The sequence below is a fragment of the Geodermatophilus dictyosporus genome (genome assembly GCF_900115505.1).
Lineage (GTDB): Bacteria > Actinomycetota > Actinomycetes > Mycobacteriales > Geodermatophilaceae > Geodermatophilus > Geodermatophilus dictyosporus.
On the sequence record NZ_FOWQ01000003.1, the window covers coordinates 1 to 25,355 of the forward strand.

At 77.4% G+C, this 25,355-nt stretch carries 30 protein-coding genes; 16 read left to right on the forward strand and 14 right to left on the reverse strand.

Going from position 1 to position 25,355, the window contains the following annotated elements:
• Positions 1-152 precede the first annotated feature (152 nt).
• The 8 genes from BMZ33_RS07280 to allB are packed head-to-tail and all read left to right on the forward strand — an operon-like array spanning position 153 to position 6,987.
• Entirely contained in the window at positions 153-1,283 is a 1,131-nt protein-coding gene (locus BMZ33_RS07280; RefSeq protein ID WP_091108936.1) for an epoxide hydrolase family protein, read from the forward strand.
• Positions 1,284-1,343: 60 nt separating this feature from the next.
• Positions 1,344-1,646 carry an urease subunit gamma gene (locus BMZ33_RS07285; protein WP_091108937.1) on the forward strand — a complete coding sequence of 101 codons (303 nt, stop codon included), beginning with the start codon at positions 1,344-1,346 and terminating at the stop codon, positions 1,644-1,646.
• Positions 1,643-1,945: an urease subunit beta gene (locus tag BMZ33_RS07290; protein ID WP_091108938.1), complete on the forward strand. Its 303-nt coding sequence runs from the start codon at positions 1,643-1,645 to the stop codon at positions 1,943-1,945. Before BMZ33_RS07285 ends, BMZ33_RS07290 begins: the two co-directional genes overlap by 4 nt.
• Positions 1,945-3,666: an urease subunit alpha gene (locus BMZ33_RS07295; protein ID WP_091108939.1), complete on the forward strand. Its 1,722-nt coding sequence runs from the start codon at positions 1,945-1,947 to the stop codon at positions 3,664-3,666. Before BMZ33_RS07290 ends, BMZ33_RS07295 begins: the two co-directional genes overlap by 1 nt.
• Positions 3,666-4,295 carry an urease accessory protein UreF gene (locus BMZ33_RS07300; RefSeq protein WP_169064013.1) on the forward strand — a complete coding sequence of 210 codons (630 nt, stop codon included), beginning with the start codon at positions 3,666-3,668 and terminating at the stop codon, positions 4,293-4,295. The genes BMZ33_RS07295 and BMZ33_RS07300 overlap by 1 nt, the downstream gene beginning before the upstream one ends.
• Before the next feature lie 18 nt (positions 4,296-4,313).
• Positions 4,314-4,982: an urease accessory protein UreG gene (ureG, locus tag BMZ33_RS07305; RefSeq protein WP_091108940.1), complete on the forward strand. Its 669-nt coding sequence runs from the start codon at positions 4,314-4,316 to the stop codon at positions 4,980-4,982.
• Positions 4,979-5,662 (forward strand): urease accessory protein UreD, encoded by a 684-nt coding sequence (locus tag BMZ33_RS07310; protein WP_091108941.1) that lies wholly within the window; start codon positions 4,979-4,981, stop codon positions 5,660-5,662. The genes ureG and BMZ33_RS07310 overlap by 4 nt, the downstream gene beginning before the upstream one ends.
• Positions 5,659-6,987, forward strand: a complete 1,329-nt coding sequence (allB, locus tag BMZ33_RS07315) for an allantoinase AllB (RefSeq protein ID WP_091108942.1) — start codon at positions 5,659-5,661, stop codon at positions 6,985-6,987. Before BMZ33_RS07310 ends, allB begins: the two co-directional genes overlap by 4 nt.
• On the opposite strand, the gene BMZ33_RS23160 is transcribed toward allB, so the two are convergent.
• The gene (locus tag BMZ33_RS23160; protein WP_169064014.1) at positions 6,988-7,149 is read right to left on the reverse strand and encodes a hypothetical protein; all 162 of its coding nucleotides are present in this window, start codon (positions 7,147-7,149) and stop codon (positions 6,988-6,990) included.
• A gap of 63 nt (positions 7,150-7,212) precedes the next feature.
• Between BMZ33_RS23160 and alc the strand changes: the two genes are divergently transcribed.
• On the forward strand, positions 7,213-8,208 hold the full coding sequence (alc, locus tag BMZ33_RS07320) for an allantoicase (protein ID WP_091109677.1): 996 nt from the start codon (positions 7,213-7,215) through the stop codon (positions 8,206-8,208).
• A 9-nt stretch (positions 8,209-8,217) separates the two neighbouring features.
• A complete protein-coding gene (locus tag BMZ33_RS07325; RefSeq protein ID WP_091108943.1) occupies positions 8,218-8,961 on the forward strand; it encodes an SDR family NAD(P)-dependent oxidoreductase in 744 nt (247 codons plus the stop codon).
• A gap of 130 nt (positions 8,962-9,091) precedes the next feature.
• Here the strand turns inward: BMZ33_RS07325 and egtE are convergent, their stop codons facing one another.
• From egtE to egtA, 9 genes are read right to left on the reverse strand one after another with little or no spacing between them, the layout of a single operon-like run.
• On the reverse strand, positions 9,092-10,222 hold the full coding sequence (gene egtE / locus BMZ33_RS07330) for an ergothioneine biosynthesis PLP-dependent enzyme EgtE (protein WP_091108944.1): 1,131 nt from the start codon (positions 10,220-10,222) through the stop codon (positions 9,092-9,094).
• Between the two features lie 22 nt (positions 10,223-10,244).
• Complete coding sequence (locus tag BMZ33_RS07335) at positions 10,245-11,072, reverse strand: anti-sigma factor (protein ID WP_091108945.1); 828 nt, start codon at positions 11,070-11,072, stop codon at positions 10,245-10,247.
• The gene (locus BMZ33_RS07340) at positions 11,053-11,652 is read right to left on the reverse strand and encodes an RNA polymerase sigma factor (protein WP_169064015.1); all 600 of its coding nucleotides are present in this window, start codon (positions 11,650-11,652) and stop codon (positions 11,053-11,055) included. The genes BMZ33_RS07335 and BMZ33_RS07340 overlap by 20 nt, the downstream gene beginning before the upstream one ends.
• A gap of 46 nt (positions 11,653-11,698) precedes the next feature.
• Entirely contained in the window at positions 11,699-12,349 is a 651-nt protein-coding gene (locus BMZ33_RS07345) for a class F sortase (RefSeq protein WP_091108947.1), read from the reverse strand.
• 13 nt (positions 12,350-12,362) lie between these two features.
• Positions 12,363-13,190 carry a DUF4397 domain-containing protein gene (locus BMZ33_RS07350; RefSeq protein ID WP_091108948.1) on the reverse strand — a complete coding sequence of 276 codons (828 nt, stop codon included), beginning with the start codon at positions 13,188-13,190 and terminating at the stop codon, positions 12,363-12,365.
• On the reverse strand, positions 13,187-14,230 hold the full coding sequence (gene egtD / locus BMZ33_RS07355; protein ID WP_091108949.1) for an L-histidine N(alpha)-methyltransferase: 1,044 nt from the start codon (positions 14,228-14,230) through the stop codon (positions 13,187-13,189). The genes BMZ33_RS07350 and egtD overlap by 4 nt, the downstream gene beginning before the upstream one ends.
• Positions 14,227-14,955, reverse strand: coding sequence for an ergothioneine biosynthesis protein EgtC (egtC, locus tag BMZ33_RS07360; protein ID WP_091108950.1), 729 nt, complete (start codon positions 14,953-14,955; stop codon positions 14,227-14,229). The genes egtD and egtC overlap by 4 nt, the downstream gene beginning before the upstream one ends.
• A 2-nt stretch (positions 14,956-14,957) precedes the next feature.
• On the reverse strand, positions 14,958-16,244 hold the full coding sequence (egtB, locus tag BMZ33_RS07365; RefSeq protein ID WP_091108951.1) for an ergothioneine biosynthesis protein EgtB: 1,287 nt from the start codon (positions 16,242-16,244) through the stop codon (positions 14,958-14,960).
• Complete coding sequence (gene egtA / locus BMZ33_RS07370) at positions 16,241-17,494, reverse strand: ergothioneine biosynthesis glutamate--cysteine ligase EgtA (protein WP_091108952.1); 1,254 nt, start codon at positions 17,492-17,494, stop codon at positions 16,241-16,243. Before egtA ends, egtB begins: the two co-directional genes overlap by 4 nt.
• A 172-nt stretch (positions 17,495-17,666) precedes the next feature.
• Between egtA and BMZ33_RS07375 the strand changes: the two genes are divergently transcribed.
• The 3 genes from BMZ33_RS07375 to BMZ33_RS23170 all read left to right on the forward strand — a co-directional run bounded on the left by BMZ33_RS07375 (position 17,667) and on the right by BMZ33_RS23170 (position 19,472).
• A complete protein-coding gene (locus BMZ33_RS07375) occupies positions 17,667-18,182 on the forward strand; it encodes a DUF309 domain-containing protein (RefSeq protein ID WP_091108953.1) in 516 nt (171 codons plus the stop codon).
• Entirely contained in the window at positions 18,160-18,945 is a 786-nt protein-coding gene (locus BMZ33_RS23165) for a tryptophan-rich sensory protein (protein WP_169064016.1), read from the forward strand. Before BMZ33_RS07375 ends, BMZ33_RS23165 begins: the two co-directional genes overlap by 23 nt.
• An 86-nt stretch (positions 18,946-19,031) precedes the next feature.
• On the forward strand, positions 19,032-19,472 hold the full coding sequence (locus BMZ33_RS23170; RefSeq protein WP_169064017.1) for an SRPBCC domain-containing protein: 441 nt from the start codon (positions 19,032-19,034) through the stop codon (positions 19,470-19,472).
• Between the two features lie 4 nt (positions 19,473-19,476).
• Here the strand turns inward: BMZ33_RS23170 and BMZ33_RS07385 are convergent, their stop codons facing one another.
• Both BMZ33_RS07385 and BMZ33_RS07390 read right to left on the reverse strand, forming a co-directional pair.
• Positions 19,477-19,980 carry an HAAS signaling domain-containing protein gene (locus tag BMZ33_RS07385; protein ID WP_091108954.1) on the reverse strand — a complete coding sequence of 168 codons (504 nt, stop codon included), beginning with the start codon at positions 19,978-19,980 and terminating at the stop codon, positions 19,477-19,479.
• Positions 19,977-20,321, reverse strand: coding sequence for a PadR family transcriptional regulator (locus BMZ33_RS07390; protein WP_091108955.1), 345 nt, complete (start codon positions 20,319-20,321; stop codon positions 19,977-19,979). Before BMZ33_RS07390 ends, BMZ33_RS07385 begins: the two co-directional genes overlap by 4 nt.
• Positions 20,322-20,430: 109 nt before the next feature.
• Between BMZ33_RS07390 and BMZ33_RS07395 the strand changes: the two genes are divergently transcribed.
• Together BMZ33_RS07395 and BMZ33_RS07400 are read left to right on the forward strand one after the other, a co-directional pair.
• Positions 20,431-21,951 (forward strand): NAD-dependent malic enzyme, encoded by a 1,521-nt coding sequence (locus tag BMZ33_RS07395; RefSeq protein ID WP_091109682.1) that lies wholly within the window; start codon positions 20,431-20,433, stop codon positions 21,949-21,951.
• A 53-nt stretch (positions 21,952-22,004) separates the two neighbouring features.
• Entirely contained in the window at positions 22,005-22,877 is an 873-nt protein-coding gene (locus tag BMZ33_RS07400; protein WP_091108956.1) for an Fpg/Nei family DNA glycosylase, read from the forward strand.
• A 6-nt stretch (positions 22,878-22,883) separates the two neighbouring features.
• Here the strand turns inward: BMZ33_RS07400 and BMZ33_RS07405 are convergent, their stop codons facing one another.
• Together BMZ33_RS07405 and BMZ33_RS22600 are read right to left on the reverse strand one after the other, a co-directional pair.
• A complete protein-coding gene (locus BMZ33_RS07405; protein WP_169064018.1) occupies positions 22,884-24,089 on the reverse strand; it encodes an MBL fold metallo-hydrolase in 1,206 nt (401 codons plus the stop codon).
• Between the two features lie 48 nt (positions 24,090-24,137).
• Complete coding sequence (locus BMZ33_RS22600) at positions 24,138-24,686, reverse strand: copper chaperone PCu(A)C domain-containing protein (RefSeq protein WP_136697223.1); 549 nt, start codon at positions 24,684-24,686, stop codon at positions 24,138-24,140.
• Between the two features lie 96 nt (positions 24,687-24,782).
• Here BMZ33_RS22600 and BMZ33_RS22605 point away from each other — a divergent pair, with 96 nt between their 5' ends.
• Entirely contained in the window at positions 24,783-25,355 is a 573-nt protein-coding gene (locus tag BMZ33_RS22605) for a MarR family winged helix-turn-helix transcriptional regulator (protein WP_169064019.1), read from the forward strand.

Genomic DNA, 25,355 nt, shown 5'->3' on the forward strand with positions numbered 1-25,355 from the left:
AGCGCCGATGGTACTGCCCTGGAGACGGGGTGGGAGAGTAGGACACCGCCGGACAACCATTCCCTGGAGGGCCCCCACCACACGGTGGGGGCCCTTCGGCATTCCCGGGGTCGAGCCGTCCGCGGGAACGGCCGCGTCGCTACGGTGACGCCGTGGACGACGCCGTCAGGCCCTTCACCGTCGACGTGCCGCAGGACGCCATCGCCGACCTGCGGCGCCGGCTCCGCGCGACCCGCTGGCCGGAGGCGGCCACCGTGGACGACTGGTCGCAAGGAGTCCCCGTCGACTGGCTGCGGGAGGTCTGCCGGTACTGGGCCGAGGAGTACGACTGGACGGCCGTGCAGTCGCGCCTCGACGCGGTGCCCCAGGCCACGACGGTGGTCGACGGGCTGCCCGTCCACTTCCTGCACGTCCGCTCCCCGCACGAGGGGGCGCTCCCGCTGGTGCTGACCCACGGCTGGCCCGGGTCGGTGCTCGAGTTCCTCGACGTCCTGGGCCCCCTGACCGAGCCGGAGGACCCGGCCGACGCCTTCTCCGTCGTCGTCCCGTCGCTGCCGGGCTACGGGTGGAGCGGGAAGCCGACCGCCCCCGGCTGGGGACCGGGACGCACCGCCGACGCCTGGGCCGAGGTGCTGCGCCGGCTCGGCTACGACCGCTTCGGCGCGCAGGGTGGGGACATCGGCTCGTTCGTCTCGGCCAACCTCGGCGCCCGCCATCCCGACCGGGTCGTGGGCGTGCACCTCAACATGGTGGTGACCGGCCCGCCGGCGGGGCAGACGGAGTTCGACGCGCGCGAGCAGGCGGCGCTCGACCGCCTGCGCGCCTTCCGGACCGAGGGCTCCTCCTACAGCCAGCAGCACCGGACCAGGCCGCAGACCCTCGGGTACGGGCTCACCGACTCACCGGCCGGGCAGGCCGCGTGGATCCTCGAGAAGTTCGCCGCCTGGAGCGACTGCGACGGCGACCCGGTGGCCGCCCTCGGCATCGACCGCCTGCTCGACGACGTCTCGGTCTACTGGTTCACCGGGACCGCCACGTCGTCGGCGCGGATGTACTGGGAGATGGCGAGGGCCCCGCAGGAGCGCGAGCCGCAGGTGGCGGTGCCGACGGGGGTGTCGGTGTTCCCGCACGAGATCTTCCAGCCGACCCGTGCCTGGGTGGAGCGGCAGCTGACCGACCTCCGGTTCTGGCGCGAGCACGACAGCGGCGGGCACTTCGCCGCGATGGAGCGTCCGGCGGAGCTGGTGGCCGACGTCCGGGAGTTCTTCCGGCCGCTCCGGTAACGGGCGCGACACATCCGGCGGTTAACGTCCGGGCTCCGCCGACCCCCCGGAGGACCCCGCGTGCACCTCTCCCCGCACGAGCAGGAGCGGCTGCTGCTCTCCTACGCCGCCGAGCTCGCCCGTCGCCGGCAGGCCCGCGGGCTCGTGCTGAACCTCCCGGAGGCGACGGCGATCATCACCGACCACGTGCTCGAGGGCGCCCGCGACGGCGCGCTGGTGGCCGAGCTGATGCAGTCCGGTCGCACGGTGCTCACCCGCCACGACGTGATGGACGGCGTCCCCGAGCTGCTGGAGGAGGTGCAGGTGGAGGCGACCTTCCCCGACGGGACCAAGCTGGTGACCGTCCACCAGCCCATCCCGTGATCCCGGGGGAGGTGATCCCGGCCGAGGGTGTCATCGAGACGCTGACCGGTGCCCCGCGGGTCGAGCTGGAGGTGACCAACACCGGCGACCGGCCGGTGCAGGTCGGCTCACACGTCCACTTCGCCCAGACCAACCGGGCGCTGGCCTTCGACCGCGACGCCGCGCGCGGACACCGGCTCGACGTCGCCGCCGGCACCGCCGTCCGCTTCGAGCCCGGCATCACGCGCACGGTGACGCTGGTGCCGCTGGCCGGCGCGCGCGTCGTCCCCGGCCTGACCGCCGAGGGAGGGCTCGGCTGATGGTCCAGCTGTCCCGCGAGCGCTACGCCCAGCTCTACGGCCCCACCACCGGCGACCGGATCCGGCTCGCCGACACCGACCTGCTGATCGAGGTCGAGGAGGACCGCTGCGGCGGCCCCGGCCGCGCCGGCGAGGAGGCGGTGTTCGGCGGCGGCAAGGTCATCCGCGAGTCGATGGGCCAGGGCCGCGCCACCCGCGCTCAGGGCGCTCCCGACCTGGTGGTCACCGGAGCCGTCGTCCTCGACCACTGGGGTGTCGTCAAGGCCGACGTCGGCATCCGCGACGGGCGGGTCGTCGCGCTGGGCAAGGCGGGCAACCCCGACACGATGGACGGCGTCCACCCCGACCTGGTGATCGGCCCCGGCACCGAGGTGATGGCCGGCAACGGGCGGATCCTCACCGCCGGCGGGATCGACTGCCACGTGCACTTCATCTGCCCGCAGATCGTGCCGACGGCGCTGGGCTCGGGCGTCACGACGCTCATCGGCGGCGGCACCGGCCCCGCCGAGGGGTCGAAGGCCACGACCATCACCCCCGGCGACTGGTACCTGGCCCGGATGCTCGAGGCGATGGACCCGCTCCCGGTGAACGTCGCGCTGCTCGGCAAGGGCAACACCGTCTCGCAGGAGTCGATGGAGGAGCAGCTCCGCGGCGGCGCGAGCGGCTTCAAGCTGCACGAGGACTGGGGCTCCACGCCCGCGGCGATCGACGCCTGCCTGACCGTGGCCGGGCGGCACGGCGTCCCGGTGGCGCTGCACTCGGACACGCTCAACGAGGCGGGCTTCGTCGAGGACACGCTCGCCGCGATCGCCGGCCGGAGCATCCACGCGTACCACACCGAGGGTGCCGGGGGCGGTCACGCGCCGGACGTCATCACCGTCGCCGGGCACCGGAACGTGCTCCCCAGCAGCACGAACCCGACCCGGCCGCACACGGTGAACACGCTCGATGAGCACCTCGACATGCTGATGGTCTGCCACCACCTGGACTCCTCCGTGCCGGAGGACCTCGCCTTCGCCGAGAGCCGGATCCGCCCGACGACGATCGCCGCCGAGGACCTGCTGCACGACCTCGGCGCCATCTCGATGATCGGGTCCGACGCCCAGGCCATGGGCCGGGTGGGCGAGGTGGTCCTGCGCACCTGGCAGACCGCGCACGTGATGAAGCGCAAGCGCGGGTCGCTGGCCGGGGACGGTGCCGCCGACAACCTGCGGGCCCGCCGCTACGTCGCGAAGTACACGATCTGCCCCGCGGTGGCGCACGGCATCGACGGCGAGGTGGGCTCGGTGGAACCGGGCAAGCTCGCCGACCTGGTGCTGTGGGACCCGCGGTTCTTCGGCGTCCGCCCGCACGCGGTGCTCAAGGGCGGCATGGTCGCCTGGGCGCAGATGGGCGACGCCAACGCCTCCATCCCGACGCCGCAGCCGCAGCTGCCCCGGCCGATGTTCGGCGCCTCCGGGCGGGTGCCGGCGCGGACGTCGCTGCACTTCGTCGCCCCGGCGGCGCTGGAGGCGGGGCTGGGCGACCGGCTCGCCGTGGACCGTCGGCTGGCCGCGGTCACCGACACCACGCGGCTCACCAAGACCGACATGCCGGAGAACACCGCGCTGCCGGAGATCCGGGTCGACCCCGACACCTTCACGGTGACCGTGGACGGCGAGGTGTGGGAGCCCGAACCGGTGCGCGAGCTGCCGATGGCGCAGCGGTACTTCCTCTTCTGATGACGGCAGCGCTGCTGACGCTGGCCGACGCGCGGCTGCCCGCGGGCGGGCACACGCACTCCGGCGGGGTGGAGCAGGCGATCGCCGCCGGGCTGGTGCACGACCCCTCGTCCCTGGCCGGCTTCCTGCTGCGCCGGCTCCAGACCGCCGGCCGGGTCGCCGCCGGTCTCGCCGCTGCTGCGTGCCGGGGCGGGGACCCGGCCGCCCTGGACGCCGAGGCCGACGCGCGGACGCCGTCGCCGGCGCTGCGGGCGGCGTCCCGGCAGCAGGGACGCGGGCTGGTGCGGGTGGGCCGCCGCGCCTGGCCCTCGCCGCTGTGGGACGCGCTGCCCGCCGCCCCGCACCACCCCGTCGCGCTCGGCGCCGCCGCGACCGCCGGGGGCCTGACCCCGCGCGACGCTGCCGGAGCCGCCGCCTACCTGTCGGTCAGCGGCCCGGCGACGGCGGCCCAGCGCCTGCTCGCCATGGACCCGCTCACCGTCGCCGCCGTCACCGCGCGGCTGGCCCCCGGGATCGACGCCGTCGCCGACGGCGCGCTCCGGGACGGGCTGCCCGCCGACGCCGACCCGCTCCTCGACCTCCTCGCCGAGGTGCACGCCGCACGAAGGGACCGCTTCTTCGCCTCATGAACGTCACCGGGAGCACCCATGCCGCCTGACCACGACCTGGACGACTACGTCGACGCCGCCGTCCCGCACCGGCACGGCGGGCCGCTGCGCGTCGGGCTCGGCGGACCCGTCGGATCGGGCAAGACCGCGCTCGCCGCGGCGCTGTGCCGCACGCTGGGCGCCGAGTACGACCTCGCCGTCGTCACCAACGACATCTACACGACCGAGGACGCCGACTTCCTGCGCCGCAACGCCGTCCTCCCCGACGACCGGATCGAGGCGGTGCAGACCGGCTGCTGCCCGCACACCGCGATCCGCGACGACATCACCGCCAACCTCGACGCCGTCGAGCTGCTCGAGGACCGCCACCCGGGGCTGGAGCTGGTGTTCGTCGAGTCCGGCGGGGACAACCTGACGGCGAGCTTCAGCTACGGGCTGGTCGACGTGCAGGTGTTCGTCGTCGACGTCGCCGGCGGGGACAAGGTGCCGCGCAAGGGCGGGCCCGGGGTGACCGCGTCGGACCTGCTGGTGGTGAACAAGACCGACCTGGCGCCGCTGGTCGGGGCCGACCTCGACGTCATGCGCCGGGACTCGGCGACGGTCCGCGGCGACCGGCCCACCCTGCTGATCTCGCTGCGCGAGGACCCGACGGCCGCCGCGGTGGCCGACTGGGTGCGCGAACAGGTCCGGGTCCGCGTGGTGGCGTGATCACCCGGGTCGAGGTCGTCGCCCGGCGCGGGCCCGGCGGGCGGACCGTGCTGCCCGTGGTCCGCGGCAGTGGGCAGCTGGCGGTCCGGCGCACCGGACCGGCGTCGGTGCACCTGGTGGCGACGGCGTTCGGCCCGCTCGGCGGGGACGACGCGGAGATCCGGCTGGTCGTGGAGGAGGGCGCCACGCTGGCGGTGCGCACGGTGGCCGCGGCCGTCGCGCTGCCCGACCGCGGCGGTGACCGCCCCTCGGCGCAGCGCGTCGTGGCCGAGGTGGCCGGGTCGCTCGACCTGCGACCCGAGCCCACGGTGGTGGCCGCCCGGGCGCACCACCGGGCCGGGCTGACCGCGACCCTGGCGCCCGGCGCCGTCCTCACCGCCACCGAGCAGGTGCTGCTCGGCCGCACCGGCGAGGAGCCGGGTCGCTGGACCGGCACGACCCGCGTGGTCGTCGACGGCCGGCCGCTGCTGCACACGACCGTCGGCCTCGGTCCCGGTGCGCCGGCCTGGCTGCCCCCGGTGGCGCCGCGCGCCTACGCGTCGACCGTGCACGTGGGGCAGGCTGCCGGGGTGCTCACCGTCGACGACGCCGTCCGCCTGCCGCTGGAGGACGGGTGGGTGGCCACGGCCTGGGGCGCCGAGCTGCACCGGGTGGTCCGTGCGGTGGAGGCGGTCGCGTGACGCTCGTCGTCCGCGCCCGGCGGGTGCTGCTCCCCGACGGTGAGCGCGCCGCGGCCGTGCACACCGGGGGCGGCGTGGTCACCGCGGTCACCGGCTTCGACGACGCCCCGCCCGGCGTGGTGACCCTCGGCGACGACGAGGTGCTGCTGCCAGGCCTGGTCGACAGCCACGTGCACGTCAACGAGCCCGGCCGCACCGAGTGGGAGGGCTTCGCGACCGCCACCCGTGCCGCGGCCGCCGGCGGGATCACGACGATCGTGGACATGCCGCTGAACTCCGTGCCGGCGACCACCACGCCCGAGGCGCTGCGGGTCAAGCGCGAGGTCGCCGCGGGGCAGGTCGCCGTCGACGTGGCGTTCTGGGGCGGGGCGGTCCCGGGCAACGTCGACCAGTTGCGGCCGCTGCACGAGGCCGGCGTCGTCGGGTTCAAGTGCTTCCTGCTCGACTCCGGCGTCCCCGAGTTCCCGCCGCTGGACGACGCCGGGCTCCGTGCGGCGCTGGTCGAGCTGGCGTCCTTCGACGGGCTGCTCATCGCCCATTCCGAGGACGAGGCCGTCATCGCCGCGGCGCCGGAGCCGGCGGGCGGGAGCTACCCGGCGTTCCTCGCCTCGCGGCCCCCGGCGGCGGAGGAGACGGCGATCGGCCGGCTGGTCGCGGCCACCCGGGACACCGGGGCGCGCAGCCACGTCGTCCACCTGGCCGACGGCGACGCGCTGCCGCTGCTGCGTGCGGCCCGGGCTTCGGGCGTGCGGGTCACGGTGGAGACCTGCCCGCACTACCTGACGTTCGCCGCCGAGGACGTGCCCGACCGCGACACCGCGTTCAAGTGCTGCCCGCCGATCCGGGAGGCCGCGCACCGGGAGGCGCTGTGGGGCGCGCTGCGGGCGGGCGACGTGGACCCTCCCGTGATCGACATGGTCGTCAGCGACCACTCGCCCTGCACGCCCGAGCTCAAGCGGCTCGACGTCGGTGACTTCGGGCTGGCGTGGGGCGGGATCGCGGGTCTGCAGGTGGCGCTGCCCGCGGTGTGGACGGGCGCGCGGGCCCGCGGGATCGGCCTGGCCGAGGTGGTGGGCTGGATGTCGGCGGCGCCGGCGCGGCTGGCCGGGCTGCCGGGCAAGGGCGCCATCGCCGTCGGGAAGGACGCCGACCTGGTCGTGTTCGCGCCCGAGGAGCGGTTCACCGTCGGCCGGCTCGAGCACCGCAACCCGGTGACGCCCTACGCGGGGAGGGAGCTCACCGGCGTCGTCCGGCGCACCTGGCTGCGCGGGCAGGAGGCCGACGGCAGCCCCCTCGGCCGGCTGCTGAACCGAGGGGACCGCTGATCAGGACTGCTGCTCGCCCTCCTCGCGGGCGGCGTCGTTCATGATCTGCGGGTCGTCGGTGGAGCCACCGGCGGGGTCGGCGTTGCCGAGCGCGGTCTCGGCGGGCATCTGCCGGACGTGCTCGCGGGCGCGCTCGCGCAGGTCGTCGGTCGGTTCGGACACGGGTCCTCCTCGGTGCTGTCGTGGACCCGTGGCCCCTACCCCGCCCGTGCGACAGTGACCCCCGTGAGCGACCCGTTCGACCTGCCCGACCTCGCCGTCCGCACCCAGGGCGGTGCCGTGGTCGCCGCCAACGACGAGTTCTTCGCCGGCAAGGAGAACCTCGTCGCCCCCGGTCCGGCGCGCGCCCGGGAGGACTTCGGGGCGCGCGGCAAGGAGTACGACGGCTGGGAGACCCGCCGCCGCCGCGAGCCGGGCAGCGACTGGGCGGTCGTGCGGCTCGGGATGCCGGGCGTCGTGCACGCCGTCGTCGTCGACACCGCGTTCTTCCTGGGCAACTACCCGCCGCGGGCCTCGCTGGAGGGCGCCTCGGTGCAGGGCCACCCGCCCGCGTCGGCGCTCGCGGACGCCGACTGGGTGCCGCTGCTGCCGCTGTCGGACCTGGCCGGCGGCACGCAGAACCGGTTCGCCGTCGAGCCGGGGCCCCGGGTCACCCACGTGCGGCTGTCGATCCACCCCGACGGCGGGGTGGCCCGGCTGCGGGTGCACGGCGAGGTGGTCGCCGACCCGCGGCTGCTCGACGCCGGCCCGTGCGACCTCGCCGCGCTGGAGAACGGCGGGCGGGTCACCGGGGTGAGCAACGCCTTCTACGGCAGCCCCCTCCAGCTGATCGGCCGCGGCGAGGCCCGCTCCATGGGCGAGGGCTGGGAGAACGCCCGGCGCCGCGACGACGGCAACGACTGGGTCGAGGTGGCGCTGGCCTGCGAGGGCACGGTGACCCTCGCCGAGCTGGACACCTCCTGGTTCCTCGGCAACGCGCCCGGCGCGGCGTCCCTGACCGGCCGGACGCCGGACGGCGCCGACGTGGAGCTGCTGCCCCGCACGCCCCTGCAGCCCGACACCCGCCACCGCTTCGTGCTCCCCGGCGACGCCGCGGTGACCTCGGTGCGGACGGACGTCTTCCCTGACGGCGGCATGGCCCGCCTGCGGCTGTGGGGCCGCCCGACCGGCGCCGGCCGCGCCGCCCTGCAGCGCCGGTGGGAGGCCACGGCGCGCGGGTAGGCCCGGGCCGTGGCGACGATCGCGATCACCGGCTCCACCGACGGCATCGGGCGGGCAGCCGCACGGCAGCTGCTCGGCGACGGGCACACCGTCGTCCTGCACGCCCGCAGCGAGACCCGGGGCGCGCCGGTCGCCGAGGAGCTCGGCCGGCTCGGCGACGTCCGTCTGGTCACCGGCGACCTGGCCGACCTCGACCAGGTGCGCGCGCTCGCCGGGCAGCTCGGCGACCTCGACGCGCTCGTGCACAACGCCGGCGTGTGGCCGCCCGACGGGGCGCCGCCCAGCGCCCAGGGCCACGAGCTCGCGTTCGCCGTCAACGCGCTGGCCCCGCACCTGCTCACCGCCCTGGTGCACGAGCGGGTGCGGGAGCGGCTGGTGTTCCTCGGCAGCGGCATGGTCGGCTCGGGCCGCGTCGACCCCGGCGACCTCGGCAGCCCGCGGGAGCCGCGCCGCGCCTATGCCGACTCCAAGGCGCTCGACGTCGTCCTGTCGCTCGGCTGGGCCCGGCGGCTGCCCGCCCTGCGCGTGGGCGCCGTCGACCCGGGCTGGGTGCGCACCAAGCTGGCCTCCCCGGGCGCGCCGGGCGACGTCGAGGACGGCGGCGCGCGGGTGGCGCTGGCCGCGGCCGGCGACTGGCCCGGCGGCTACACGGCCGGACGCCGCCCGGCCCGGACGCCGCGTGCGCTGGAGGACCCCGGCCTGCAGGACCGGGTGCTGGCCACGATGGACCGCCTCGCCGGGATCGCCGGCTGACCGTGGGCGCCGACGCCCCGTCCGCACGCCGGGAGTGCGGCGTCGGCGCACGCGCTCGCCGTCAGGCCCCAGGTGTCGCAGCGCCTCCGAGCGGCCCGGCAGGCCGTGCACGTCCGCGGAGTCGCACCGGTCAGAGGGCGGCGGCGAGGGCCGCGAGGTCGTCGGCGGTGGCGTCCAGGTGCGGCGACACCCGCAGCACGGGTGCGGTCATCTCCTCCGGCGACCGCTCGGTCAGCGCGGCGGTGGTGACGATGCCGTGCTCAGTGAGCAGCCGCGCCCGGGTGGTGACGACGTCGACGCCGTCGGGCGGGCGCAGCGTGGTGGTCGCGGTCGGCTCGTCGAGGGGCTCGACCACCCGCCAGCCGGCGGCACCGTCGAGCACCTCCCGCGACACGCGGCCGAGCGCCGCCAGCCGCGTGCGCACCCGGTCGGGCCCGGCGGCCAGGTGCTCCCCGACGGCCAGCACCAGCCCGACCCGGCCGGCCACGTGCGCCTCGCCGCTCTCCAGCGCCCGCAGCGGCGGCAGGTCGGCCGGCGCGGGCAGCACCGGCCGCAGCTCCGCGGTCACCGCCGGGCGCACGCACAGCACACCCACCCCGCGCGGGCCGGCCAGCCACTTGCGCGAGGTCGAGTAGACGACGTCGGCACCGAGGTCGACGTCCACGTGCCCGAGCGACTGCGCGGCGTCGAGCACCAGCGGCACCCCGTGCTCCCGGCACAGCGCGGCCACCTCCGCGGCCGGCTGGACGACGCCGCGGTGGCTGGCCACGTGGGTCAGGTGCACGAACCGGGGCGGGTCGGCGGCCAGCAGCCGCCCGAGCGCCTCGACGTCGACCCGGCCGTCGCCGTCCACGGTCATCGGGACCGCCTCGAGGCCGGCGTCGCGCAGCATCGCGGCGTTGGGCGCGTACTCACCCGGCACCCGGGCCACGCGCGAGCCGGCGGGCAGCCGCCAGGCCGCGAGCAGGGCCGCCAGCGCCGCCTGCGCCGACTCGACGAACACCACGTCGGCCGCGGCCATCCCGGCCAGCCCGCCGATGACGCTGCGGCCCTGCTGCAGCAGGTCGCCGGCGGTGGCCTCGGCGACGTACCCGCCGAGCTCGGCCTCGTGCCGCGCGTGGTGGGCCACCGCCTCGAGCACCCGGTTGCTCTGCCGGCTGCACGCCGCGGTGTCCAGGTGCCGCCCGGCCGGCCGCGGGCGGGCGGCCCGCCAGGAGTCGCCGAGGTCCTCGTGCGGGAGCAGCAGGTCGAGCGCGGTCACGCCCCGACGGTAGTGCGCGCGCTCAGGTGTCCAGCTGGCCGCGCGCCACCGAGACGCCGGAGTGCGTCGGGTCGCCGTCCAGCTGCTCGACCGAGACGTCGACCACCGGGTACTCGCCGAGGTCGAGGTCGGCGGGCAGCTCGAAGGAGTCGGTGCCGGTGCGCACCACGCCGAGCGGGATCAGCCCGGAGACCGACTCGGTGAGCAGCCAGGCCTCGTAGTAGCCCTCGGCCGGGGCGCCGGCGGCCAGCTCGACCTCCAGCACCCGCGTGCCGTCGGGCCGCTCCACCACGGTGGCCCGGCCCGACGCGTCGCTGTCGGCCAGCGGGTCGAGGGTGGCGGCGGCCAGCGGGACGCCGGTGCCGCCGGCCGGGTCGTCGCCGGCCGGGTCGCCGCCGCGCAGGGCGACCGCGCCGGCTCCGATCGCGAGCCCGGCCACCAGCGCGGCGGCCGCCGCCAGCAGCACCCGCGAGCGGCGGGGCCGCAGCGGCACGACGGGCGCGGGCGGGGGACCGGGGACGGCGGGCGGCGCCACCGGGGCGGGTGCGGCCACCGGCACCGGAGGGCTGTCGGGCACCCCGGCGGGCGGTGCGGAGGCGGCGACGACGTGCGGCCGCGGGGCGACGGTGACCCCGGTGGCCGCGGCGATGCCCGCCCACAGCCCCGGCGGGGGGGCGACGGGCGGGCCGGGGTCGGCGAGCTCGGGGACCGAGAGCGCGGCGACGCTGCGGCGCAGCGCGGCGACCTCGTCGCGGCACCGGGCGCAGCCGGCCAGGTGGGCGGCGTCGTCGGTGGCGAGGGGCTCGCCCAGGGCCGCCAGGCCCAGGTCCTCAGGCGTGCAGTGCCGCACCGTCCACCTCCAACCGGTCTCGCAGGCGCTCCAGGGTGCGCCGGATGTGGCTCTTGACCGTCCCGAGCGGCAGCCCGGTGCGCTCGGCGATCTGGCTGTGCGTGAGGTCGGCGAAGAAGGCCAGCTCGATGATGCCGCGCTGGGGCTGGCCCAGGCGGTCCAGCTCGCCGAGCAGCAGCACGCGGTCGGCCACGGAGGCGTCCACCGGCGCCGGCCCGGTGGCCGGGGCGCGCTGGGCCTCGGCCGCGGCGGCCTCCGCGGCGCGGCGCTGCCGGTCGCGCCGCGCCCACGTGTCGGCGATCTTGTGCCGGGCCACGCCGGTCAGCCAGGCCGGCAGCGGGCCCTGCTCGGGGCGGAAGCCGCCGCGGCCGGTCCAGGCGGAGACGAAGGTCTGCTGGGTGACGTCCTCGGCGTCGGGGCCGGGGCCGAAGGCGCGCACCGCCATGCCGTGCACGCGCGCGGCCCAGCGCTCGTAGGCCCAGGCCAGCGCCTGCTCGTCACCCGCGGCGAAGCGCCGGCCGACCTCGTCGTCGTCCGGGCCGGCGGCGTCCGGCGCGGCCGGCGTCGCCTCGGTCGTCACCCGCCCGACGATAGAGCCCCTCCAGCCGGCGCGGGGCCCCAGCAGGTCAGTCACGGGCGGGCTCCGCGACGACGACCACGTTGTCGCGGTAGCCGCCGACGTCGGGGAGGAACGGTCCGCCGCAGGTGACCAGCGTCAGCCGCGGTGGCCCGTCCCGCCGGAACAGGGCGTCCACCGGGAGCGCCTGCTTGTCCAGCAGCTCCCGGCCGGCGACGACCCAGCGGGTCACCGCCCCGGCGGCGTCGGTCACCAGCACCTCGTCGCCGGGCTCGGCCTCGCGCAGCGGCGCGAGCGCGCCCAGGCCCTGCTCGGCGTCGTCCACGTGCCCGGCGACCACCGCCGAGCCCGGCGCCCCGGGCACCGGGCCGAAGCGGTACCAGCCGGCCCGGTCGACGTCCCCCGGCAGCTCCATCTGGCCGTCGCCGGTGACCCCCGTGGCGTCGACCGGGGCGTCCACCCCGCGGGCGGGGACCTCCAGCCGCACCGGGGCGACGACCTCGGCCGCCGGCGCCGGTGCGGCGTCGCGGACGCCCACCTGCGGGGTCGCCGGTGCCGGCGGGCCGGCCGGCGCGGGCGTGCCGAGGACCTCCTCGACGGGCGCGCCCGCCGCCGCGGCGGGCCGGGTCAGCTCCCACGCGGTGGGCACGCCCACGGCGAGGGCCAGGCCCAGGGCCACGCCGGCGGCGGCGGGTCGCACCGTCGTCCTCCCGTCAGGCGCGGGTCGTGGCCAGCCGGCGGGCGGCCACGCCGGCACCGAGCAGGCCGAGGGCGGACAGGCCGAGCAGCGGCAGCGGCAGGCCCGCGTCGTCGGCAGCGCCGTCGACGAGGCCCGCGGTGCCGCCGGGGACGCCGGAGGGCGCCGAGCCCGGGCCGCCGATCGTCTGGACGGCGAGCTCGTAGCCGGCGTCCTGCGAGCCCCACGCGTAGACGACGGTGGTGGCGCCCTCGGTCACGGTCAGGTCGGCCGGGCCCAGCGCCACGGTGTCGGTCCCGGCGAGGACGACGTCGGCGCTGACCGTGCCGGCCGGGACGGTCAGGGCCGCCTCGTTCGGGTTGGCCAGGCCGGGCGCGACCACCTGGCCGCCGGCGCGGACGTCGACCGCCGGCGCGGCCGCGGTGTGCCGGACGACGACCCGGCCCTGGCCCGCGGGCACCGCCGACGTGTCGTTGACGAACGGCGTGAGCACCGGCTGACCGGCCTCGGTCAGGTGGGCGACCACCGTGGCGTTCGCACCCGCGGGCACCGAGACGCCGTTCGCCGAGACCAGCGGCGTGCCCGACCCGTCGGCGGCGTCGGCCGGGAACAGCGCGACGTCGTAGCTGCCGGCGGGCAGCTGCAGCGGGTCGGTGAGGGTGCCGGGCCGGAAGTCGTCGATCAGCCGCTCGCCGTCGGCGTAGACGTCGACCGGGGTGTCCGGTACGGCGTGCAGGACGGAGACGGTGGCGGTGTCGGCCGCGCTGGCGGGTGCCACGCCGAGGGCGAGCAGCGCGCCGGCGCCGGCGACGGCGGTCACGCCGAGGGTGCGGGTCCTGGTCACGGGGTCCTCCGGTTTCTGGGGGGTGCTGACACCCCCTCTTCCGCGGCACCCCCGCGACCGGATGCAGGGCCCTCAGCCCGGGTGGACAGGGAGACGGCGACGTCGCCGGCGGGGTCGGTCCACCAGTGCGTCAGCCGCAGGCCGGCGTCGGCGAGCTCGGCCTCGACCCGCTCCCGGCGGAACTTCGCCGACACCTCCGTCCGGAGCTCCTCGCCCGCGGCGAAGGGGACCTCGAGGCCCAGCGCCGGCACCCGCACCACCTGGTCGGTGCGCGAGCGCAGCCGCATCTCGATCCACTCGTTCTCCGGGTCCCAGACCGCGACGTGGTCGAAGGCGTCGGGGTCGACGTCGGCGCCGAGCTCGCGCTCCAGCACCCGCAGCACGTTGCGGTTGAACTCCGCGGTGACGCCGGCCGCGTCGTCGTAGGCCCGCACCAGGCGGCCGGGGTCCTTGACCAGGTCGGTGCCGAGCAGGAACGAGTCGCCGGGCTGCAGGCCGGCGGCCAGGTCGCGGAGGAACGCCGCCCGCGGCCGCGGCTCGAGGTTGCCGATCGTCGAGCCGAGGAAGGCGACCAGCCGCCGCCCGGAGCGGGGCAGCAGGTCCAGGTGCCGGGTGAAGTCGCCGACGACGGCGTCGACGGCGACCCCCGGGTACTCGGCGGTGATCGCCGCGCCGGCCGCCTCGAGCACCGACGGGTCGACGTCGACGGGCACGAACCGGCGCAGCGTGCCGGCCGCGCGCAGCGCGTCGAGCAGCAGACGGGTCTTCTCCGAGGTGCCGCTGCCCAGCTCCACCAGCACGTCGGCGCCCGACGCCGCGGCCATCTCGCCGGCGTGCGCCTCGAGCACGGCCCGCTCGGCGCGGGTGGGGTAGTACTCGGGCAGCCGGGTGATCTCGTCGAACAGCTCGCTGCCGCGGGCGTCGTAGAACCAGCGCGGCGGCAGCGTCCTCGGCGTCGCGGTCAGTCCGGCGAGCACGTCGGCGCGCAGCGCGGCCGCGGCGTCGTCGGGGGCCAGGTGGCGGGCCGGGGAGTCGGTCACGGGGCTCCTCTGCCGGGAGTCGGGGTGCTCGGGATCGGGGCGAGTGCGGTGACGGTCAGCCCGTCGGGGGTCACCTCGACCAGGGAGCGGTCGGGGACGTCGGTCCAGGCGGGGTCGTCGTCCCAGGGCTCGCTGGCCAGCGCCGTCCCCTCGTCGGTGACCAGCGTCGAGAGCGTGTCCCCCCAGGTGGTGGCCAGCAGCCGGGCGCCGTCGGCGGCCAGCAGGTTCAGCCGGGCGGCGGGGTCCGCGGCGCCCACCTCGCGGACGACGTCGCCGAGCGCGTCGGGACCGCGGCCGAAGACCAGCGCCGCGAGCAGCGCGCTGTCGACGGTCGACTCGGCGTCGCGCACGGCCGGCAGCACCGCGCGGTCGACCCGGCCGTTGTGCGACAGCAGCCAGCGGCCGTCGGTGAACGGCGCGACGGCGCTCTCCTCCAGCGGCATGCCCACCGTGGCCGAGCGGACGGCGGCGACCACGCAGCCCGAGGACAGCACCGGGGCCACCGAGGCGAACGACGGGTCGCCCCACAGCGGTCGCGCCGACCGCCACCGGGCCGGCTGCGGGCGGCCGGGCGCGTAGAAGCCCACGCCCCAGCCGTCGGCGTTGACCGTGCCGTACCGCTGCCGCCGCGGCGCCCACGACTGCACCAGCAGCGACGACGGCGGCTCGAGCACCAGCTGCGCCAGCGTGCGCGGCCGGCCCAGCCAGGCGAGGTGGCGGCACATCCCTACGCGTCCCAGGCCAGCCGGAAGCCGCTGAAGACCTGCCGGCGGACCGGGTGGTCCCAGTTGCGGAAGCCCGGCCGCAGGATCGACGACGCCACCGACCACGCGCCGCCGCGCAGCACCTTGTAGTCGCCGCCGAAGAAGGGCGCGGAGTAGTCGGCGTAGAGCATGGGCGTGAAGCCCGGCCACGGCTCGAAGCCCGACGACGTCCACTCCCAGACGTCGCCCACCACCTGCTCGGCGCCGTACGCCGAGGCGCCGGCCGGGTAGGCGCCGACGGGGGCCGGCCGGAGCGCCGTGCCGTCGAGGTTGACCAGCGCCGGGGTCGGGTCGGTGTCCCCCCAGGGCCAGCGCCGTCGCCGTCCGGTGGCCGGGTCCCAGGTGGCGGCCTTCTCCCACTCGGCCTCGGTGGGCAGCCGGGCCCCGGCCCACGCGGCGTAGGCCTCGGCCTCGAAGAACGTCACGTGCTGCACCGGCTCGTCGCCCGGGATCTCCTCCAGGACGCCGAAGCGGGTGCGCAGCGTGCCGTCGGGGCTCCAGTACTGCGGCCGCTGCAGCCCGGCCTCCTGCCGGTGGGCCCAGCCGCGCCCGGACCACCAGCGCGGGGTGTCGTAGCCGCCGTCGGCCACGAAGGCGGCGTACTCGGCGTTGGTCACCGGCACCCGGCCGATGCGGAAGGCGGGCAGGTCGACGACGTGCGCCGGCCGCTCGTTGTCCAGGGAGAACGGCTCGTCGGCCGCGTCGACGCCGAGCACGAACGGCCCGCCGGGCACCAGCACCGACGTGCCGGCCACCCCCGGCCTGCCGGGCGGCAGCGGCGTGCCCGCGCCCAGCAGCGGCGGTCCCGTGCGGATGGCCAGCGCCTGCAGCATCGTCTCGTCGTGCTGCTGCTCGTGGCTGACGACCATCGCGAAGTCGAACGGGTCGCCGTCGTCGTCGCGCCCGAGCCGCTCCAGCCGGTCGAGCACCCGGCCGCGGACCTCCCGGCCGAAGGCGCGGGCCTCCACCGGCGGCAGCAGCGGCAGCCGGGCGCGCACCGCCCGCGGCTGGGTGAACGCGTCGTAGAGCGCCTCGACCGCCGGCGGCAGCAGCCCGGGACGGCGGGCGTCACCGCGGCGCAGCAGCCACAGGTCCTCCTGCTGGGCGACGTGCGCGAGGTCCCAGACCAGCGGGCTGAGCAGCGGCGTGTGCTGGCGCAGCAGCTCGGGCTCGTCGTGGTCGGTGAGCAGCAGGGTGCGCGCCCGGGCGGTCTCGAGGTCGCGGGCGAGCTGCTCGCGCGGGTCGGTCATCGGGGGTCCTCCGTGGCCGTGAGGAGGGCGGCGACCGGGCCGCCGGTGCTCGCCGCGGCGAGCAGTGCGTCCCCCGGGCAGCGACCGGCCGCGACGAGGTCGGCCAGGGCCTCGGTCCCCGGTCGCAGGGACGGCGCGACCACGGGCGCCGCGGCGGCCAGGCAGCGCACCGCCGCCGTCCGCAGCGCGGGGTCGGCCAGCCCGTCACGGGCGGCGCGGTCCCAGGCGCCGGCCACCGGCGCGGTGGCCTCGGCCGCGGCGTCGGCGGCGGCGGGGTCGTCGAGCAGGGCGGCGGTGACCGCGGCCAGTGCCGGCCACCAGGGCTCGGGTGCGGCGTCGAGGTAGCGGATCTCCAGGTAGCCGCGCGGGCGCACGGGCGGGAACAGCGTGGAGAGGTGGTAGTCGAGGTCGGCCGTCGTGGGCCGGCGCCCGCCCAGCGGCGCGGCGCCGGTGACCCAGTCGGCGAAGCGGGTGCGGCCGAGCACCGGCTCGGCGTCGCCGGTGGCGGGGTCGCGCACCAGCATCACCGGGGCGGCCAGGGCGTAGGCGGCCCACTCGCCGGCCGGGTCGGCCCCGCCGAGCAGCGGGCCGCAGCGCGCCTGGTCCAGCGCGCCCCACACCTGCTGCCGGGACGACCGCCACCCCGTGACCCGCCCGCCGAGCAGCGGGGAGCAGGCGGAGACGGCCACGAGCACGGGGCCCAGCTGGTGGGCCAGCGCCACCCGGCGGCTCCACCCCGCGGGCGGGCCGGCGTCCAGGTTGACCTGCAGCGACGCGGTGGCGGCCATCATCGCCGTCCCGGGGGTGCCGCAGCCGACGGCGGTGAAGTGCCGCTCCATGGCGCGGTAGCGGGGCGCCGGGCACACCCGGGCCGGCCGCCGCAGCGGGTCGGTGCCCACCGGCGCCAGGCCCAGCCGGCGGTCGGCGAGCACGCCGGCCAGCACGGCGCGGTCGGCCCGCAGTGCGGCGACCGCCGTCCCCGCGTCGGGCGCCGGCGGTCCGGAGAGCTCGACCTGCCCGCCCGGCTCGACGGTGACCCGGCTGCCGCCGGGCAGCGCCGGGACGGCGGCCAGCGCGGCGGTCACCCGGCTCCACGGCACGCGCGCGGGCGGGCGGTCGAGGTCGACGAGGTGGGCCTCGAGCTCCAGGCCCACGGCGCCCACCGGCCCGGGCCGCAGCGCAGCACCGGCGACGTGGGCGACGGCGGCGTCCAGGTCGAGCGCCGTGCGCTCCTCCACCGCAGGCGTCACGGGTCCACCCCCCTCCAGGTCCGGACCGGTCGGCGAGCGACCGCGGGTCGGTGCGGGGGCGGCCTCTCGCGGCCGTCCTCGGCACCCATCCACGCACGTCGCGGCGCCGGTGACAAGCCCTCCGGGCGGCCGGCCCCGTGCCGTCGGGAGGTCTTCGCGCCAGACTGGCCGGGTGGTTCTCCCCCGCGACCGGGACGCCGAGGGGCGGGCCCGCAACGCCCGCCCGCGCGACGCCCTGGGCCGCCCGCTGCCCCGCGGCGCGCCGGGGGAGGAGCGGGCGCCCGAGGGGGTGCCACGGACGCCGGACGAGGCGCTGGCCGAGGCCCAGCGGCTGCTCGACGCCGGCCGCCCCTTCCACGCCCACGAGGTGCTCGAGGACGCCTGGAAGGCCGCGCCCGAGGCCGAGCGGCAGCTGTGGCGGGGCCTGGCGCAGCTGGCCGTGGGGCTCACCCACGCCGCCCGCGGCAACGCCCGCGGGGCCGGGGCGCTGCTGGAGCGCGGCGCGGGCAACGTGGCGGCCTACGCCGGTGCGCCGCCGCACGGGGTCGACGTCGCCGGGCTGGTCGCCTGGGCCCGCGCGCTGGCCGCCGCACCGTCGGCCGGCGACACCGTGCCCGGCCCGCGCCTGCGCGTGCGGGACTCCCGCGGCCGGGTAGGAGAGGGGCGTGACCGGTACCCGGCGGGGTGACGCCGTCCGGGCCGCGGCGGTGCTGCTCGCGGCCGTCGCCCAGATCGCGGGGAGCCCGCTCGGCACGGCGCTGGCCGGGCGCAGCGTGGGCGAGGTCAGCGACGCGACCCGCTCGCTGGTCACCCCGGCCGGTTACGCGTTCACCATCTGGGGGCCGGTCTTCGCGCTCGCCCTGGCCTGGGCGGTCTACCAGGCCCTCCCCGGGCAGCGGGACCGGGCGGTGCACCGGGCGACGGGCTGGCCGCTGGCCGCGGCCTTCGCCGGCAACGCCGGCTGGGAGCTGCTCTTCCCGCTGGCCGGGGACCGCCTGCCGGTGCTCCCCGCGGTGCTGCTGCTGGCCATCGTCGGTGCCGCGGCGACCGCCTGGGCGCGACTGCAGCACGCCCCGCCGGCCGGGCTGCCGCGGCTGCTCCCCGCGGCCGTCACCGGGCTGCTCCTGGGCTGGGTGACGCTCGCCGCGGTGGTGCAGGTCGCCAGCGCCGGTGTCGCGCTCGGCGCGCCGGCCCGCGGCACGGCGGCGCAGCTGTGGGCGGTCGGCGCGCTGGTCGCGGTCGCGGGCCTCGGCGCGGCGCTCGTCCTCGTCGCCCGCGTGGCGGCCGGGCCGTTCGCCCTGGCCGTGGTCTGGGGTCTGGTCGCGGTCGCCGGTGCCGGGGGGCCGGGCGTGGTGACCGGAGCCGCCCTGGGCGCCGCTGCGGTGGTGACGGCGGCCCTGGGAGCCCGGGCGGCCCGGCGGCGGGAACGCGGCGCGCTGCTGGTCGGCTGACCCTCGACCCGGGGCGGCGGTGCGGGCATCGTGGTACCCGACACCGACCTGCAGACGACGGCCGCGGGCCGGGTGAGGAGGAGGCCGTGAGGAGCTACGAGGCGGCCACCCGCATCGACGCGGGGCCGGAGGAGGTCTGGCGGCACCTGGTCGACGTCGGCAGCTGGCGGGACTGGGACTCCGGCGTGGACCGCGTCGAGGGCCGGGTCGCGCTCGGCGAGCGGCTGACGCTGTACGCGACCATGATCCGCCGCCGCCCCTTCTCCGTCACGGTCACCGAGCTGCGGCCGCGGGAGGCCATGCGCTGGCGCGGCGGGCTCCCCCTCGGGCTGGCGCTGATCGAGCGCACCTACGGCCTGGACGCGCAGGACGACGGCTCCACGGTGCTCACCGTCCGCGAGGACCAGACCGGCCCGCTGGCCTGGGTCACCGAGCGCGCGACACCGGACCTCAACCCCTCGTTCCGCCAGTTCTGCGCCGGGATCAAGGCCCGCGCCGAGGCGTCGGCGGCCCGCGCCTCCGGCTGAGCGGTCAGGCGGTCGTCAGCGCCGCGAGCAGCCAGCAGGCCGCCATCAGGGCCGCCAGGAACACCGTCATCCCGAGGACCACCTGGCCGCGGCCCGGGGTCATCGGCCGGCCGGTGAGCGGGTCGGGCACCGGCGGCCGGCTGCGCAGCTGGGCCAGCACGGCCGGCGCCCACAGCAGCCAGCCGGCCACGAGCGCCCAGCCCTCGGGCAGCCCCAGCACCGGCTCGTTGCGGACCACGCCGAAGACGCCCTCGGCGATGAGCCAGCCGCAGGCGGCGCTGAGCGCGAGGACCACCCCCAGCCACACCCGGGAACCCGGGGACGGCGGCCCGGCGACCGCCGCCGCGTACTCGCGGGCCGGGCCGAACGCCTCGCGGGGGTCCTCCCCGGTGTCGGCGACGTGGCTCTCCACCTCCGCGACGACCTCGCCGATGCGCCCGGGCGGCACGCCCCCGGCCTGCAGCGCCTGGACCAGCTGGCGGCGGTAGGTGTCGGTGCTGGTGCTCATCGCGTGCTCCCCACGGACGGGAGCAGGCCGGTGGCCCGCTCGGTGAAGGTCTGCCAGGCGGCGGCGCGCTCGGCCAGGTGCGCGCGGCCGCGCGGCGTGACGGTGAAGAACTTCCGGCCGGGCCCGCCCGCGCCCTCGCGCCAGGACGACGTGACCAGCCCGTCCTGCTCGAGGCGGTTGAGCACCGGGTAGAGCGTGCCCCCCTTGACGGCGCCCAGACCGGCCTCCTGCAGGCGCTGGGCGATCGCATAGCCGTAGGTCTCGGCCTCGGCGACGACCGCCAGCACGGACAGGGGCAGCGTCGCGCGCACCCACTCGGCGGGCCACACATCGGTCGGCACGACTAGACCGTAGCGACGACTAGTCAGCCAGACAACCTAGTCGTCGTGCGGTGACCACTGTGACCGAAAGCACCCCCGGCCGCGCTCGGGTGCCACGATGGGCAGCGCCATGAGCACCGACACCGCGAGCGCCCAGCCCGCCACCACGCCCAGCGCCGACGACACCTCCCCCGGTGACCCCGCCGCCGTGCCCCGCGGGCCGGTGACCTCGGCGTCCTACTCGATCACCGTCCGGCTCACCGCCGACGGCGACCCGGCCAGCATCGGCCGCATCGCCACCGCGGTGGGCCAGGCCGGCGGCGCCGTGACCGCCATCGACGTCGTCGAGTCCCGGTCCGACGGGCTGACCGTCGACGTCACCTGCTCGGCGGCCGACGCCGCGCACTCGGAGGAGATGGTCGCGGCGCTGCGCGCCGTCCCCGGCGTGACCGTGCGCAAGGTCAGCGACCGCACCTTCCTCCTGCACCTGGGCGGCAAGCTCGAGGTCGCCTCGCGGGTGCCGCTCAAGACCCGCGACGACCTCTCGATGGCCTACACGCCCGGGGTGGCGCGGGTCTGCCTGGCCCTGGCCGAGCACCCCGAGGACGTGCGCCGGCTGACCATCAAGGGCAACACGGTCGCCGTCGTCACCGACGGGTCGGCGGTGCTCGGGCTCGGCGACCTCGGCCCGGGCGCGGCGCTGCCGGTGATGGAGGGCAAGGCCGCGCTCTTCAAGCGGTTCGCCGACATCGACGCGTGGCCGATCTGCCTGGACACCCAGGACGTCGACGAGATCGTGCGCGCCGTCGAGCTCATCGCGCCCGGCTTCGGCGGGATCAACCTCGAGGACATCGCCGCGCCGCGCTGCTTCGAGATCGAGGCCCGGCTGCGCGCGAAGCTCGACATCCCCGTGTTCCACGACGACCAGCACGGGACGGCGATCGTCGCGCTGGCCGCGCTGCGCAACGCCCTGCGCGTGGTGGACAAGCAGCTCCCCGACGTCCGGATCGTCGTCGCCGGTGCCGGGGCGGCCGGGTCGGCGATCGTGCACCTGCTGCTGGAGGCCGGTGCCGGCCAGGTGCTGGTGTGGGACCGCGAGGGCATCCTCTCGCCCGACGACGACCGGCTCTCCCCGGCCAAGCGGTCGCTGGCCGAGCAGACCAACCCCGCGTGCACCCGTGGCGAGCTCCCCGACGCGCTGGTCGGCGCCGACGTCTTCATCGGCGTGAGCGCGGCCAACGTGCTGCCGGTCGAGGCGCTGGCCGGGATGGCCGAGCGGGCGGTGGTCTTCCCGATGGCCAACCCGACGCCGGAGGTCGACCCGGTGCGGGCCCGCCAGCACGCCGCCGTCGTCGCCTCGGGCCGGTCGGACCTGCCCAACCAGATCAACAACGTGCTGGCCTTCCCCGGCGTCTTCCGCGGGCTGCTCGACGCCCGGGCCACCGAGATCAGCGACGGGATGCTGCTGGCCGCGGCCGAGGCGCTCGCGGCGGTGGTGCGCGACGACCAGCTCAACGCCAACTACATCATCCCGAGCGTGTTCGACCCGGCGGTGACGCCGGCGGTCGCCGCGGCCGTCGCCGAGCAGGCCCGCGCCGAGCCCGGCGCCACCGCCGAGGTCAGTGGCATCGAGGTGCTCACCGAGCAGTAGGAGCCACTCGATCGGGGGCGGCGTGCGTCGCGGGCGCGCGGGAGGATCGGGTCGTGCCCGAGTTGCCCGAGGTGGAGGCGCTGGCCGCGTTCCTCCGCGAGAACGCCGTCGGCCGGGTCGTCGCGCGTGCCGACCTGGCCGCCGTCCAGGCCATCAAGACCTTCGACCCGCCGCTGAGCGCGCTGGCCGGGCTGGAGGTCACCGGCGCCGCTCGGCACGGCAAGTTCCTCGACCTCGACGTCTCCGGTCTGCACCTGGTCGTGCACCTGGCCCGCGCCGGGTGGCTGCACTGGCGCACCGGCCTGCCCGCCGTCCCGCCCAAGCCGGGCAAGGGGCCCCTGGCGCTGCGCGTGCACCTCGCGCCGTCGGACTCCGACCCGCCCGCCCCCGGCTTCGACCTCACCGAGCAGGGCACCCGCAAGGGCCTGGCCCTCCACGTCGTCCGCTCGCCCTCGGAGGTGCCCGGCATCGCGCGGCTGGGCCCCGACGCCCTCGAGGTCGACGCCGACACCTTCGCCCGGCTGCTGGCCGGCCGGTCCGGGCAGCTCAAGGGCGCGCTCACCGACCAGACGCTGCTCGCCGGCATCGGCAACGCCTACTCCGACGAGATCCTGCACGCCGCCCGGCTCTCGCCGTTCAAGATGGCCGACAAGCTCACCGACGACGAGGTGCTCCGCCTGCACGACGCCGTGCGGGCCACGCTCACCGACGCGCTGCAGCGCCAGGTCGGGCAGCAGGCGGCGACGCTCAAGGGCGAGAAGCGCTCCGGCCTGCAGGTGCACGCCCGCACCGGGCTGCCCTGCCCGGTGTGCGGCGACACCGTGCGGGAGGTCAGCTTCGCCGACACCTCGCTGCAGTACTGCCCGACCTGCCAGACCGGGGGCAAGCCCCTCGCCGACCGGCGGATGAGCAAGCTGCTGCGCTGACCGCCGTCAGGACGGGCGCGACGCGCGCCAGGCCGCGAGGCGGGCCACCGCCGCGCTGCCCAGGCCCGCGTCCCCGGGCTCGTCGGGGCCGGCCGCGCCGACGGCGGACCACCAGTCCTCCAGCGGCGGGGGTGCGAGGACGTCGACCCGCTGCCCGGGCCGCGGGACGACGACCTGCACGTCCGAGCGCGCGGCGGCCGCGAGCAGGCGCTGCACCGGCTCGGCCCACCGGTGGAAGGCCAGGTTGAAGGTGGCCCAGTGGACCGGCAGCAGCACCCGGCCGCCGAGGTCGCCGTGTGCGCGCACGGCCTCCTCGGGGTCCATGTGGATGGTCCGCCACGCCTCGTTGTAGGCGCCGATCGGCAGCAGGGCGAGGTCGAAGGGGCCCAGCCGGGCGCCGATGCCGGCGAAGGCGGGGGTGTAGCCGGTGTCGCCGCCGAAGAACACGCGGTGGCGGGGGCCGGCGACCACCCACGACGACCACAGCGTGGTGTCGCGGGTGAGGTAGCGGCCGGAGAAGTGCCGGGCCTCGGTGCAGGTGAGCGTCAGGTCGCCGACGGTCGTCGCGCCGTCCCAGTCGAGCTCGACCACCCGGTCCTCGGGCACCCCCCAGTGCCGCAGGTGCACGCCCACCCCCAGCGGCACGACGAACGGCGCGTCCTGCTGCTCGACCAGCGCGCGCACGGTCGGCAGGTCGAGGTGGTCGTAGTGGTCGTGGCTGATCAGCACGGCGTCGACCCGGGGCAGGCTCTCCAGCGGCGCCGGGGGCTCGTGCAGCCGCGTCGGGCCGAACACCGGCGAGGGCGAGACGCGGTGCCCCCAGACGGGGTCGACCAGCACCCGGGCGCCGTCGACCTCGAGCAGCGCGCTGGAGTGACCGAACCAGGTGACGGCGAGCTCGGCGGCCCGCTCGGGGATCTGCGGGCGGGCGAGCGGGACCGGCCGGGCGGGCAGGCCCACGTGCCGGTCGTCGTGCCACTGCCGCAGCAGGCCGCGCCGCGCGTTGGGCGGCGGCAGCGAGGGCGTGCTCAGCGTGTTGCGGAACCGGCCCTCCGACCACTGCGGCGACCCGGCCACCGTCGGGCGGATCTCCCGCCTCCCGGCGCCGATGGCGGTCGGCAGGCCCCAGGCGGCGCGGGCGACGAACGCGGCGGGCAGGGCGAGGACGGCGGCGGTCAGGGCGGTACGGCGGGCTCGGCTGCGGGGTGGCACGCCCTCCAGCATCCCAGCCGCTCGCGGGTGGGCGGCCGGCACGCCGGGTCAGGGGGTCGGGTCCTCGGCGGGGTCCGGGAAGTCGGAGGTCGGCGTCGGGTCCTGCCCCTCCGCGGCGACGACGGCGTCGAGGGTGACCTCGCCGGCCCGCTCGAAGACGAACGTCACCGGGATCGACTGCGAGGAGCGCAGGGACTCCTCCAGGCCGGTCAGCGTGACCGACGGTGCGCCCTCGGCGCCGACGTAGACGTTGTCGTCCTCGGGGACCGGGATCGCGAACTCCCCGCCGTCGCCGTCGACGGCCTCGGCGAAGGGGCCGGTGACGTCGACCAGCACGTCGGAGGCGTCCCCGCTGTTGGCGATGCCGAGGAACAGCCGGGCGTCCTCGCCGACCTCGTAGGCGCCGTCGAGCGGGTACTCGAGCTGGACCTGCAGCACCGACAGGTCGCCGGTGACCGCCTCGTCGGGGCCGACCGCACCGCCGCGGACCTCCGGTCCGGGCACGGACAGGGGTTCCTCGGCGGTGCAGGCGGACAGGGCGACCACCAGCAGGGGCGCGGCCGGCCAGGCGCGTCGACGGCGGGGCGTGCGGGACATGCTCGTCCTCCTCGGCATCGGGGTCCGGTGCCGTACGGTTACCCGCCAGAGGTGCGTGGATGCCAACTGTTGCCGTTCTGCAACAAAGGAGGGCACGTGAACGCCGAGGACGAGGTGCTCATCGGTCTGGCCCGGACCGTCGTCGGGATCTCCACCCGCGCGGCCGCCGAGCTCGGCGGGGTGTCGCTGGTGCAGCTGCGGGCGCTCACCGTGCTCGCCGAGCTGCCCGACGCGCCGCTCGCCCACCTGGCCCGCGGCGTCGGGGGCGGCGTGTCGACCACCAGCCGCCTGGTCGACCGGCTCGTCGTCGCGGGGCTGGTGGACCGCCGGCCCTCCACCGCCAGCCGGCGCTCGATCAGCCTGCGGCTGACCCCCCGGGGCGCCGACCTGCTCGACCGCTACGACCGCCTGCGCCTGGCCGAGCTGCGCACCGGGCTGGCGGGGCTGCCCGAGGGCCGCCGCGACGCCGTCCTCGGCGCGCTCGCGGACTTCGCCGCGGCCGCCGGCCGGACCGCGTCCCCGACCCCGCGCGACGGGGGCGGGCACGAGGAGGAGGGCGGGGAGTCCGCGTGCTTCCTGCACCTGGTGTGCCCCGAGTGCGGCCGGGTGGCCGACGAGGCCCCGCCCACCCGCTGTGCCGGGTGCGGCGCCGAGCTGACCGGCGACTGA

Coding starts and splice junctions, on each gene's coding strand:
- BMZ33_RS22600 (WP_136697223.1), bottom strand. CDS start 24,686: ATGTCCCGCACGCCCCGCCGTCGACGCGCCTGGCCGGCCGCGCCCCTG.
- BMZ33_RS07300 (WP_169064013.1), top strand. CDS start 3,666: ATGACGGCAGCGCTGCTGACGCTGGCCGACGCGCGGCTGCCCGCGGGC.
- BMZ33_RS07385 (WP_091108954.1), bottom strand. CDS start 19,980: ATGAGCACCAGCACCGACACCTACCGCCGCCAGCTGGTCCAGGCGCTG.
- egtC (WP_091108950.1), bottom strand. CDS start 14,955: ATGTGCCGCCACCTCGCCTGGCTGGGCCGGCCGCGCACGCTGGCGCAG.
- ureG (WP_091108940.1), top strand. CDS start 4,314: ATGCCGCCTGACCACGACCTGGACGACTACGTCGACGCCGCCGTCCCG.
- BMZ33_RS07395 (WP_091109682.1), top strand. CDS start 20,431: ATGAGCACCGACACCGCGAGCGCCCAGCCCGCCACCACGCCCAGCGCC.
- BMZ33_RS07295 (WP_091108939.1), top strand. CDS start 1,945: ATGGTCCAGCTGTCCCGCGAGCGCTACGCCCAGCTCTACGGCCCCACC.
- egtB (WP_091108951.1), bottom strand. CDS start 16,244: ATGACCGACCCGCGCGAGCAGCTCGCCCGCGACCTCGAGACCGCCCGG.